The sequence below is a fragment of the Bordetella genomosp. 9 genome, assembly GCF_002119725.1.
Lineage (GTDB): Bacteria > Pseudomonadota > Gammaproteobacteria > Burkholderiales > Burkholderiaceae_B > Bordetella_C.
On record NZ_CP021109.1, the window covers coordinates 3,468,143 to 3,479,963 of the forward strand.

Consider the following 11,821-nt stretch of genomic DNA (forward strand, 5'->3'; position numbering starts at 1 on the left):
GCACACGGCCGCGCCCGACGCGCTGCGGTCAAAGCATCCGGAAGGCAGGCGCGCCATGAAGGCGGGATGCGGCGCGCCGCCGATAAGGGATCCGATGGCGCTGGCATGCAGCCGCAACGACTTCCAGAAAAAAGCGGGCCCGAAGGCCCGCAACGTCCGCAGGGGTTGTGCGCAAATCCGGCATCGATGCGCGGACTCAGGTTTTCAGCGCCGCCAGCGTTTCGCGAATGATCGCCAGCGTCGCTTCACGCTCCGCGCCGGTCAGCGGCAGCCGCGGCTCGCGCACCGTTTCGGCATAGCCTGCCGTAATGTTTTCCGCCAGCTTGATGTACTGCACCAGCTTCACGTGCGTATCCAGGTGGAACAGGCGGATCAGCTTGCGGTACAGGACACGCGCGTTCTCGAAATCGCCCTTCACCGCCAGATCCAGCAGCTGCACCGATTCCTTCGGCAAGGCGTTCGCCATGCCGGACACCCAGCCCTTCACGCCCAGCGCCACGCTTTCCAGCACCAGGTCGTCCACCCCGCAGAACACCGTATAGCGATCGCCCAGCCGGGCAAAGATGTCCGTGACGCGCGTGGTGTCGTAGGTCTCTTCCTTCACGCAGGCCAGTGTCGGCTCGTCGGCCAGCGCTTCCAGCAGCTGCGGCGTCATGTCCACGCCATAGCCGCGCGGATTGTTGTAGATCATGATGGGAAGACCGCTGGCGCGCGCCACCCCGCGGTAGAACGCCATGGTCTCGTCGGCATCCGACTTGTAGGTCAGCGCCGGAAAGACCATCAAACCATCCACGCCGATGCGCTCGGCTTCCCTGGCGTAGCGCGCGGCCGCAGCGGTGGTGGTCTCCGCCAATCCGGACACGACCGGAACGCGCCCGTTCACGGTCTCCTTTGCGATGCGCAGCACCGTCAGCTTTTCTTCCGGGGCGAGCGAGGCGTTTTCGCCCACCATGCCCATCATGACGACACCGCCCACGCCGCTGGCAATCAGCCTTTCCAGGCCGTTCGCGATGGCGTCGTGATCCAGGGATTGATCCGCCTTCATCTTGGTGGTGACGGCGGGGAATACGCCTGCCCAATCGACTTTCATAATTTCCGTCCGATAAAAGAATGGGTTGAAATGGCCCGCGCCCGTCAACGCAGATGCACCGGCTTGCCGGCCTTCATCACCATGGACAGGTGCTCGCCCTGCCCGCACAGCAGGGAAATGTCCGCGACCGGATCGCCATCGACGATCAGCAGGTCGGCATAAGCATCGGGCGCGACGACGCCCAGCCTGTCCTTCTGCCCGACGATTTCCGCGCCGATCTGGGTGGCTTGGCAGATCACTTCGAAGTTGCTCAGCACCTGGGCGCGGATGCGCAGCTCGTCGCTCTGGAAGGTGTGCATTTCCCCGAGCAGGTCCGTTCCCAGTCCCATGCGCACGCCGTGACGCTTGAAGATCGCCAGCGATTCCAGGCCCTGCAGCCGCACGTCGTCGATCTTCGCCACCGACTCCGGCGGCACGCCGTATTGCGCACCGACCTTGTACAGGGCCTCATAGGTGACCAGCGTGGGCACTGCGTAGGCCTGATGGCGGGCCATGGCCTGGGCGGCCGCATCGTCCACCAGGTTGCCGTGCTCGATCGTGCGCACGCCCAGCTCGACGGCCCGCGAAATGGCCTGCCCCGTATACGCATGCGCCATCACGTAGGTCTGGTGGGAGGCGGCCTCTTCGACGATGGCGCGAATCTCGTCGCGCGAATATTGCAGATTGCCGATGGGGTCGGTGGGCGACGCCACGCCGCCCGAGGCCATGATCTTGATATGCGTGGCGCCCGCGCGCATCTCTTCGCGCACGGCCTTGCGCACCTCGTCCACGCCGTCCACCACGCGGGCGATCGCGCCCATGTTCCGGTGGCACGGGCAGGGATCGGGATCGCTGTAATCGAAACGGTCGCGGAAATCGCCGTGGCCGCCCGTCTGGGACAGCGCCTTGCCGGCGATGAACAGCCGCGGACCGTCGATCAGACCGTCTTCGACGGCGCGGCGCAAGGCATAGTCGGCGCCGCCCGCGTCACGCACGGTGGTGAAGCCGCGCCGCAGCATGGCGGACAGAATGGGCACCGCGCGCAGGGTGGCGAAGGCCGCCGGCATGCGCGCGTTGGTGCCCAGGTTCGCCATCGAGGCCACGACGTGGACGTGGCAATCGATCATGCCCGGCATCAAGGTGCGTCCGGCCACGTCGATAACCTGATCCTCCGCGCGCGCGGCAACCGGCCGCGCCGACACTTCCCGGATGCGATCGCCTTCAACCACGACGTCGTACCGGCCCTCATCGTTTTCGTGGCGCGCGTCCAGGACGCGCGCGTTCTTCAGTATCAGCATAGCGGGTTGGCCTTGTTGAAACGGGTGATGGAGTAAGGGGCGAGGTCGATGCCGGGGTCCTCGCCGGCCAGCAGGCTGCCCAGGATGGCGCCGGTGGTCGCGGCCTGCGTCAGGCCCAGATGGCCGTGGCCGAAGGCGTACAGCAGCCGGCTCGAATGCGGCGACGGGCCGATGACGGGCAGCGAATCCGGCGTGGCGGGGCGGTTGCCCATCCAGCGGCGCGCGCCCCGTTCGTCCATGCCCGGCAGATAGCGCCGCGCCAGCGCGAGCAAGGCGTCGCTGCGCCGGTAGTTTGGCGGCGCGGCCAGACCGGCGAACTCGGCCGCGCCGCCGATGCGCAGTCCCACGGCCAGCGGCGTGGCGACGAACTTGCGCTCGGCGAAGATGACTTCCCGATCCAGCATGCCGGCCGCGGCGGGCAGCGTGGTGTTGTAGCCGCGCTCGCTTTCCAGCAGCACGCGGTCGCCCACGGATTGGGCCAGCGTCCCGGACCAGGCGCCGGCGGCCACGATGACTCGGTCGCCCGCATGGCGGCGGCCGGCGCGGTCCAGCGCGGCGGGCCGCGCCGCATCGTCGAGCGAGATCGCCGTAACGTCGGCGGTGATGAGCCGGCCGCCGTCGTTCTGCACCCGCTCCCGCAAGGCGCGAACGATGTTCATCGGGTCGTCCACGTGGGCCCAGTCTTCGAGCAGGACGGCGTGACGAAAGACCGGGGCGAGGGACGGCTCGAGCGCACGCAGATCGGCGGCCGGCAGATGCGACCAGCGCACGCCCAGTTCGCGCTTCCATTCCCATTCCGCGGCGTCGGCCGCATAGGCGGCATCGCTTTCGTACACCGTGAGCGCGCCGCGCCGGTGCAGCTGGCCGCCCAGTCCCAGGTCGGCCAGCATGGGCAGCAGGTCGTCGAACACGCGTTGGTTCAGGGCGGCCAGGGCGTGCGATATGCGGCGGAAATGCTCGGGCCGGCCGACCTGGTTGAACACGCGCAGCCACGGCAGCAGGCGCGGCGCATGGCGCAGGCGGATCGCCAGCGGGCCCAGCGGATCGAGCAGCCAGCGCGCCGCCTTCAGGCTGAAACCGGACACGGCAATGGGCGTGGACTCGCTCACGGCGATGCCCCCCGCGTTCCCATGCGACGCGCGATCCCCTTCGAAATCCCGGTCCAGCAGCGTGACGCGCCACCCCATGCGCTGGGCGCGGCGGGCGCACGCCAGCCCGATGACGCCCGCGCCGACGACGACCACGTCCGTCATCGCACGCCCTCCCTTGCGCGATCCCGTCCTGGCTGACGCCTCGCTGCGGCGGGCCCATGTACCAGCGATTCACCCATCATTGTTCATGCCTGCCCAGGAAAAGGTCGGCCGCGCGGCTGTCGTTCAGCAGATCGCCGGCAGCGCCCTCCATCGCCACCACGCCCTGGTCGATGATGTAGCCGCGCTGGCTCACCGCCAGGGACTGGCGCGCGCGCTGTTCCACCATCAGCACCGTCGTACCGGCCGCGGGCAGGCTCCGCACGTAGGCGAAGATTTCATCGACGCGCGCCGGCGACAGCGCGGCGGTGGGCTCGTCCAGCAGCAGCATGCCCGGCTCACGCATCAGCGCGCGGGCGAAAGCCAGCTGCTGGCGTTCGCCGCCGGACAGCGTGCCGGCCGCGCGGCGCCGGTGCCGCACCAGCGCGGGAAACATCTGGTACATCGCGTCCGCCCGCTCGCGGGGACGCTTCACGCCCTGCACCACCAGCAGGTTTTCGTGCACGCTCAGCGACGAGAATACGTTGGCCACCTGCGGCACGTAGCCGATGCCGCGGTCCAGGCGCGACTCGACGCTGAGCCCCGCCACATCCTGGCCGCGCAGTACGACGCGGCCCGACGTGCGCGGAAGCAGACCCATCACCGCCTTGATGATGGTCGATTTGCCGGCGCCATTCGTCCCCGCGATGGTCACGATCTCCCCTTGTCCCACCGTGAGCGAGATGCCCTTAAGGATGTCGGCGTCGCCGTAACCGCCACGCAGATCGAATAGTTGCAGAACCGGTTCGGTCATAGCGCCTCCGCATGCGCCGCCGCCGGCGCGCCCATGTAGGCTTCGCGTACGCGCGGTTCCGACAGCACCCGCTGCGGCGCGCCGTGCGCGATCAGACGCCCGCCGTCCAATACGTACAGGTCCCCCACCAGGCGGTTCAGGGCCATCAGGTTGTGCTCGATGATCAGGAACCCGATGCCGCGCCCGGCGTTGATCTCGCGGATGCGTTGGGAGATTTCTTCGATAAGCACGGGATTGACGCCCGCATAGGGCTCGTCCAGCAGGATGAACTTCGGGTCGGACATCAGCGCCCGCCCCAGTTCCAGCAGTTTCTTCTGCCCGCCCGACAGGCCGCCTGCCGGCTTGTCGGCCACCGGTCCCAGTCGCAGAAAGTCGATGATGCGCCCCGCCTTGTCCGCGATCTCCGCTTCGGCGCGGCGTACCCGCCCCGGCGCCAGGAACAGCGACAGCAAGGACTCGCCCGGCTGGTCGCGCGGGCCCACCATCAGGTTCTGCCGCACGGTCAGGTGCGCGAATTCGCGCGGAATCTGGAAAGTCCTGCCCAGCCCCAGCCGGGCCCGCGCAGACGGATTGGCCGTGCGCAGCTCCGCGCCCGCGAACGACACGTGTCCCGCGGACGGCGTAAGAAAACCGCTCAGCACGGCGAACAGGGTGCTCTTGCCCGCGCCGTTGGGCCCGATCATGCCGTGCAGGCCGTCCAGGCTCATCGACAGCGAGACGTCGTCCAGCACCCGGAAGTCGCCGTACGACAGGGAAATCCCGTGGGCTTGCAGCATCGTCATCGCGCGCCCCTGGCGCCGAACAGCCCTTGCGGGCGCCAGCGCATGAACAGGATCAGGACGAGCCCCACGACGCCCAGCTGCACGCTGCCCATGTCCGCATCCGAAATGCCGGGGATGTAGCCGCGCGTGAAGCGCACGCCTTCCAGGAACACGACCAGAAGCACCGCGCCGATGACGCTGCCCGACAGCCGCGCGACGCCGCCCATGATGATCGCCATCCAAACGTAGAACGTCACCAGCGGCACGAATTGCTCGGGCACGATATAGGTCATGTAATGCGCGAAGTACGCCCCGGCCAGACCCGATACCGCGGCGCCCAGCATCAGCACCTGCGTCTTGAAGCGGGCGGGCTCCTTGCCCAGCACGCGCACCGCCGTCTCGTCATCGCGGATCGCCTGGATGGTCCGGCCGTAAGGGCTGTGCGTGACCCGGCGCAGCAGCGCCACGGCCGCGGCGATGGACAGCGCCAGCAGCGCCAGCAGCAGCATGTCGCTGAATCGCGCATCGCCCCAGCCCGCGCCCAGGCGGGGAACGCCCGGGATGCCCTGCACGCCGTTGGTCAGCCACTGCTCCTGCACCAGGATCAGCCGGACGATCTCGGAGAACCCGAGCGTGACGATGGCCAGATAGTCGTCGCGCAGCCGCAGCGCCACGCGGCCGAGCGGCCATGCCAGCAGCGCGGCAAGCAGCATGGCGGCGGGAAAGGACAGCAGCGGCGACCAACCGGCCTTCATCGTCAGCAGCGCCGACGCGTAGGCGCCCACGCCGAAGAACCCCGCCAGGCCGAAATTGATGAGCCCGGTGAAGCCGTACTGAAGATCCAGCGCCAGCGCCAGGAGCATATAGATGCCCATGATCACCAGGATGGAGAGCAGATAGGTCAGCATCAGCGCACTCCCTGCGGCCGGTTGAAGAGCCCGCGCGGTCGCAACAGCAGGACGATCATCATGAACACATAGCCCAGCGCGATCTTGTAGACGAAGCCCACGAACGGCGTGGACAGTTCCTGCAGCAGGCCCAGCAGCAGCGCACCCATGACGGCGCCCAGCGGATTGCCCAGTCCGCCCACCACCGCGGCGGCGAAGGCCGGCAGCAGCATGTTCCAGCCCGCGTCGGGGTACACCACCGTGCGCATGCCCACCACCGTGCCCGCGATGCCGCACACCACGCCGGCGATCGTCCACATCGCGAGCATGCAGCGGCCGCGGCGGATGCCGCTGACACGCGCCAGGTCGGGATCGTCGGCGATGGCGCGCAGCGCCCGGCCCAGCGGCGTCGCATAAAGCATGGCGAACACCAGCAGCAGCGTGGACAGGGTCAGCGCCGCCAGGCTCAGGTCCGCCGGGGCGATGGAGATATCGCCGAAACGCCATGCGCGCTCCAGCGGCAGGTCGAAGGCCTTGGGGTCGTGCCCGAAAGCCACGCCCAGCGCCGCCCGGATCACGAAGCCCACGCCGATGGAGGTGAGCAGCAGCGTGATGACGGAGCGGCGGATGACCGGACGGAACGCCAGCACGAAGGCCAGCAGCGAGGCGGCCGCGCCGCCGGCGGCGCCGGCCACGCCCGCCGCCAGCACCGATCCGCTGAAGTGGTGCGCCGCCAGGCCGGCATAGCCGCCTGCCGCGACGATGTCGCCCGTCGCGGCGTTCGGAAATCGCGCCAGCCCGTAGACCAGGGTCAGCGCCAGCGCCGGCAGGGCGATGATCAGCCCTTCCACCAGCCCGTTGATGGCCAGATTGATGTAGTCGGCGTATGACACGCGGCCGCCCTGTCCTACAGCTTGACCACGTACTTGCGCACCAGCTTGCCGTTTTCCACGAAGGAAGCGGCGAAGTCCGGCGTCACGTCGTTGTATTCGTCGAAATTCAGTGCGCTGGATGCGCCGACGTAGGTGACGCGCTTGCCGGCCTCCAGCAGTTTCTTGCCTTCCGCGAAACTGTAGACCGGCTCGCCGCCGGCATTGCCCAGTTCGTGCATCTTCTTCGCCAGCTCGGGGCCGCTGGCCTTCGGTCCGAGCGCCTGCACCGCCAGGCCCAGCACGATGGCCTGGTCGTACGCCATGGGGGCGTACACGTTGCCCGCCACATCCACGCCTTGTTTGCCGAGCGCATCGCGCACGTGGGCATAGTTGGGCGCGTTCTCGTTGCTGACCGACTCCACCGAAATGACGCCTTCGGTCACCTTCGGCCCCAGCGCCTTGATCAGGTCGTTGTTCGCCGCCCATCCCGGAATGATCCAGTGCGTGTCGGCGCCGGTCTGGTACCACTCGCGCAGCAGAATGGTGGTGTCCGCCAGATACGAGCCAGTGACGATCACGTCGGGCTTGGCGCGCAGCACCGACTGCAGTTCGGACCGGTAGGAAGGCCGGTTCGGTTCGTACACCACGCTGGCCACGACCTTGCCGCCCGCCGTCTTCCACGCCTGCGTAAAGCCTTCGGTATTGCCGATGCCGGAAGCATTGTTGAACGCCATGGTGGCGGGCGCCTTGTAGCCCTGCCGCTCCGCGATCTTGGCGAACGCCTGGCCGAAACGGCCGTTGGTGGCCTGGAAGCGGAAGCCCAGCCGCTTGGTATTGGCGTCCGCGCTCAGGGCCGGCGCACCGGAGGCATGCATCAGCGGGATATTGGCCTCGTTGGTGAGCGGGATGACGGCGAGCGATTCGCCCGAGCTCCAGCAGCCCAGGATGGCGCGCACCTTGTCTACTTCAATCATTTTCTTGGCGCCGGTCACCGCCGACTGCGGCGCGGTCTGCGTGTCTTCGACCACGACGCGGAACCGCGCGCCCTGTGCGCCGCCGGCGGCATTGATTTCCTGCGCGGCCAGTTGGATGGCCTTGACCATGCCCGGGCCGTAAGGCGCCCCGGACCCCGTCAACGGGCTCAGCGCGCCGATGACGAAATCCGACGTCTGCGCCAGGACGGGCAGGCTGGCACTGGCCAGCGCGGCGGCCAGCGATACAGCAACGAAATGACGGCGGTTCATAAAACGTTTGCTCCGAAGCTGGGCGCGGCGACGTGCCACCATGATTGGATCCAATATCCTGGATACGGCAGCCATGCTAAAGTGCGCGCTGGCCCGGGTCAATACGCCGGGCACTAGGGTTTACGAGACACATCCCCATGACCGCTTCCGTTCTTCCGCCCGCCGCCGGCAATCCGAAACTCGTCCGCCGCACCACTGTTGACCTGGTCCTCGATGCGCTGCGCCAGCGGATTCTTTGCGGCCAGTTGCGGCCGGGCGAAGCGTTGCGCCAGGAAGCGCTGGCGGAAGAGCTGGGCGTCAGCCGCATCCCCGTGCGCGAAGCGATACGGCGCCTGGAAGCCGAGGGGCTGGTTTCCGTGCATGCGCACCGCGGCGCCTTCGTTTGCCCGGTGTCATCGACCGAGGTCATCGAGACGTTCGAGCTGCGTCTGCAGGTCGAACCCTGGCTGTTCGGCGAGGCGATCCGCGTTGCCAAGGGCACGACGCTGACGCAGGCGCGGGCCGCCCTGGAGGAAACGCGGCATGCGGACGCGGCGGGCTGGGGCCGCGCGAACTGGCGTTTGCACGAAGCGCTGTACCTGCCGGCGCGGCGCGACCTTGCCATGACCGTGCTGCGGCAGCTGCACGACCGGGGCGACCGCTATCTGCGCTTCCAGGTGGTCAACGTGCCGCTGCGCGAACAGGCATACGCCGAGCATCTGGCCTTGATCGAGTACGCCGAACGCGGGGACGTCCGCGCGGCCACGCGCGCGCTGCGAACCCACATCCAGGTGGCGCTGGAACAGGTGGTGAACGTGGTGGCGGAACTGAGCCAGCCGCCGGCGGATTGAACCGCGCGCGTTTGCAGCGATGCGCCGGCCTGCCGATTGCCGCGCCCTGCCGCGCGCGTGTACGATCAGCGCTTTCCGCGCCGCAGCCGCAGCCGCAGCCGCGTGCCGGCGGCCACACGTGCGACGCCTATCCGTGACCCTGACCATCCGCCCCATCGAACCGCAGGACGAAGCGCGCTGGCGTTGCCTGTGGGACGGCTATACCCGTTTCTACGAACGCGAGCCGGACGAAACGCTGACGCGCCACACATGGGCGCGCATCATGGATCCGCACGCGCCCGTCCATGCCATCGTCGCCGTGGAGGACGCAACGGTGATCGGCATCGCGAATTACATCCTGCATGAGAACACGTCGACGCTGACGCCCGTGTGCTATCTGCAGGACCTGTACGTCGATCCGGACGCGCGGGCGCAAGGGGTCGGCAAGCAGCTGATCGACTGGCTCATCGCCGAGATGAAGACCCGCGGATGGTCGCGGCTGTACTGGAACACCAAGGAAAACAACTATCGGGCGCGCGGACTGTACGACAAGTACACCCCGCACAGCGGCTTTGTCCGCTACGTCGTCCCGAACGAGGATCTTTGAAACATGGGAGAGGACATCGCGCGCCGCCGGGCCGGCACGCCTCGCATCGCCGTCGTGGGCGCCGGCATCGTGGGAGCCTGCATCGCCTACATGCTGCAGCGCGACGGCGCGCAGGTAACGCTGATCGACCGCGACGAACCCGGGCGCGGCTGCAGTTACGGGAATTCCGGCGCCATCAGCCCTGGCTCGGTCGCACCGCTTGCCATGCCGGGAATCCTCAAATCCGTGCCCGGCATGCTGCTGGACCCGGAAAGCCCGCTACGCCTGCCGCTGCCCTATCTGCCGCGCGCCCTGCCCTGGCTTGCGCGCTTCGTCGCGGCGTCGCGGCCCGATGCCGTCGCCGATGCCGCGCGGCGCCTGGCGTCCATCCATGCGGATGCCGTGACGCGCCACGTCGCGCTGGCTCGCGAGATCGGTGTGCCGGAATTGATCCTGCAGCGCGGTCATCTGCATCTGTACCCGGACGAGGCGGCGCTGGGCAAGGACGCCGGCGGCTGGCGGCTGCGGGAGCAGTACGGCTATCGCTTCGAACGATTGGACCGCGATGCCATCCATGATCTTGAGCCCGCCGTGGGTCCGCGCTACCGCATCGGCATGTTCCTGGCCGATCACGCCACGGTGCGCAACCCCTTCCGCTATGTCCAGGCGATGGTCCAGGCCTTTCTGGCCCGCGGCGGACGGCTGTTGCGCGGCCAGGCGGACGCGCCACGCCGATCTGCCGACGGCTGGCGCGTGCCGGTGGACGGCGCGTCGCAGGACGCGGACCACGTCGTCGTGGCCGCCGGCGCCTGGTCGCCCCGGCTGCTGCGGCCGCTCGGCGTGCCGCTGCACCTGGAAAGCCAGCGCGGCTACCACGTGCAGTTCCGCGGCATGTCCGACACCATCTCGCGCACCGTGGTCCTGGCCGACCGCAAAGTGTTCGTGACCCCCATGGAAGACGGGCTGCGCGTGGGCGGCACCGTAGAGATCGGCGGCCTTACGCGCGCGCCCGACATGCGGCGCGCCGACGTGCTGGAGCGCATCGCGCGCGAAACGTTCGACGGACTGGGCGCCGCACCGGCGGACAAGTGGATGGGTCACCGCCCCTGCATGCCGGATTCGGTGCCGGTGATCGGCCAGGCGCCGGGCCAGCCAGGCCTGTGGCTGGCGACCGGCCACGGCCATCTGGGGCTGACCGACTCCGTCAATACGGCGCTGCGCATTGCCGGCGAGATCCTGGACGCTCGCCCGCACGCCCGGACTGGCATCACGCAACCGGCGTAAGCGGCCGGCGCGTCTCGAACCACCCGTCCAGGTTGGCCATGAACAGATCCGCCATGGCCTGCCGGGTTTCCACCGTGCTGCTGCCCACATGCGGCAGCAGCACCACCTGATCCATCCCCTGCAGCGCGGCGGGCACCTCGGGTTCGTTCTCGAAGACATCCAGTCCCGCGCCCGCGAGCCGGCCTTCGCGCAGCGCGCAGACCAGGGCGTCCTCATCGACCACGCTGCCGCGCGACACGTTGATCAGTATCCCGTCGGGCCCGAGCGCCTCGATGACGCGCGCATCCACCAGGCGGCGGGTGCCGGCGCCGCCCGGCAGCGACAGCACGAGCACGTCGCTGGCGCGCGCCAGGGCCGTCACGTCCTCGCAATAGCGGTAGTGCAAGGGCAGATCCTGCCGCGGCCGCCGGTTGTGATAGGCGATGTCCATGCCGAACGCCTCCGCCCTGCGCGCGATCTGCCAGCCGATATTGCCCAGGCCCAGGATGCCGCAACGACGCCCGCCCAGCTTGCGCCCGAGCGCCGGCGACTCGCCGCGCCAGCGCCCGGCGCGCACGAAACGGTCCAGTTCGCAAACGCGCCGGGACACCGCCAGCATCAGCGCCAGGGCCGTGTCCGCCACGCACTCGTCCAGCACGCCCGGCGTATTGGTCACCACCACGCCATGCGCGCGCGCCGCCTCCATGTCGATGGGGTCATAGCCCACGCCAAAGCTGACGATGGCTTCCAGGGCAGGCAGCGACTCGATGACCTCGCGCGTGGCGCCGAAGCGCCCGCTGGTGACGATGCCGCGTATCGCCGCGCCACGATCGGCCAGAAAAGCGGCCTTGTCGGCGACCTCCCACCAATGATGCACCCGATAGCGAGCCTTCATCCGGGCGACCAGGGCCGGCAGCAGCGGCCCCATCATGAGGAGTTCGGCCATGGGCGCGCGGCCGGCAGCGGCCTCTTCAGCAATGTTCGGCATG

The 11,821-nt window shown here is 68.6% G+C and carries 12 protein-coding genes; 3 read left to right on the forward strand and 9 right to left on the reverse strand.

Features of this window, described 5'->3' with window-relative positions; genetic code table 11:
* Positions 1-196: 196 nt before the first annotated feature.
* The 8 genes from CAL13_RS15935 to CAL13_RS15970 all read right to left on the reverse strand — a co-directional run bounded on the left by CAL13_RS15935 (position 197) and on the right by CAL13_RS15970 (position 8,174).
* Positions 197-1,090, reverse strand: coding sequence for a dihydrodipicolinate synthase family protein (locus CAL13_RS15935; RefSeq protein WP_086072916.1), 894 nt, complete (start codon positions 1,088-1,090; stop codon positions 197-199).
* Between the two features lie 44 nt (positions 1,091-1,134).
* Entirely contained in the window at positions 1,135-2,367 is a 1,233-nt protein-coding gene (locus tag CAL13_RS15940) for a metal-dependent hydrolase family protein (RefSeq protein WP_086058255.1), read from the reverse strand.
* Positions 2,361-3,620 (reverse strand): NAD(P)/FAD-dependent oxidoreductase, encoded by a 1,260-nt coding sequence (locus CAL13_RS15945; RefSeq protein ID WP_086072917.1) that lies wholly within the window; start codon positions 3,618-3,620, stop codon positions 2,361-2,363. Before CAL13_RS15945 ends, CAL13_RS15940 begins: the two co-directional genes overlap by 7 nt.
* 76 nt (positions 3,621-3,696) lie before the next feature.
* A complete protein-coding gene (locus tag CAL13_RS15950) occupies positions 3,697-4,410 on the reverse strand; it encodes an ABC transporter ATP-binding protein (RefSeq protein ID WP_086072918.1) in 714 nt (237 codons plus the stop codon).
* Entirely contained in the window at positions 4,407-5,192 is a 786-nt protein-coding gene (locus CAL13_RS15955) for an ABC transporter ATP-binding protein (protein ID WP_086072919.1), read from the reverse strand. Before CAL13_RS15955 ends, CAL13_RS15950 begins: the two co-directional genes overlap by 4 nt.
* Positions 5,189-6,079 carry a branched-chain amino acid ABC transporter permease gene (locus CAL13_RS15960; protein WP_086058259.1) on the reverse strand — a complete coding sequence of 297 codons (891 nt, stop codon included), beginning with the start codon at positions 6,077-6,079 and terminating at the stop codon, positions 5,189-5,191. Before CAL13_RS15960 ends, CAL13_RS15955 begins: the two co-directional genes overlap by 4 nt.
* Entirely contained in the window at positions 6,079-6,951 is an 873-nt protein-coding gene (locus CAL13_RS15965) for a branched-chain amino acid ABC transporter permease (RefSeq protein ID WP_086072920.1), read from the reverse strand. The genes CAL13_RS15960 and CAL13_RS15965 overlap by 1 nt, the downstream gene beginning before the upstream one ends.
* 14 nt (positions 6,952-6,965) lie before the next feature.
* A complete protein-coding gene (locus CAL13_RS15970) occupies positions 6,966-8,174 on the reverse strand; it encodes an ABC transporter substrate-binding protein (protein WP_086072921.1) in 1,209 nt (402 codons plus the stop codon).
* A gap of 137 nt (positions 8,175-8,311) precedes the next feature.
* Here CAL13_RS15970 and CAL13_RS15975 point away from each other — a divergent pair, with 137 nt between their 5' ends.
* From CAL13_RS15975 to CAL13_RS15985, 3 genes are all read left to right on the forward strand, one after another.
* Entirely contained in the window at positions 8,312-9,004 is a 693-nt protein-coding gene (locus CAL13_RS15975) for a GntR family transcriptional regulator (RefSeq protein ID WP_086072922.1), read from the forward strand.
* A 118-nt stretch (positions 9,005-9,122) separates the two neighbouring features.
* On the forward strand, positions 9,123-9,590 hold the full coding sequence (locus CAL13_RS15980) for a GNAT family N-acetyltransferase (RefSeq protein WP_232467676.1): 468 nt from the start codon (positions 9,123-9,125) through the stop codon (positions 9,588-9,590).
* A 3-nt stretch (positions 9,591-9,593) separates the two neighbouring features.
* Positions 9,594-10,853, forward strand: coding sequence for an NAD(P)/FAD-dependent oxidoreductase (locus CAL13_RS15985; protein WP_086072924.1), 1,260 nt, complete (start codon positions 9,594-9,596; stop codon positions 10,851-10,853).
* Here CAL13_RS15985 and CAL13_RS15990 read toward each other — a convergent pair.
* On the reverse strand, positions 10,837-11,820 hold the full coding sequence (locus CAL13_RS15990; protein WP_086072925.1) for a 2-hydroxyacid dehydrogenase: 984 nt from the start codon (positions 11,818-11,820) through the stop codon (positions 10,837-10,839). The two genes, CAL13_RS15985 and CAL13_RS15990, sit on opposite strands and share 17 nt — an antisense overlap.
* Between the last annotated feature and the right edge of the window lies 1 nt (position 11,821).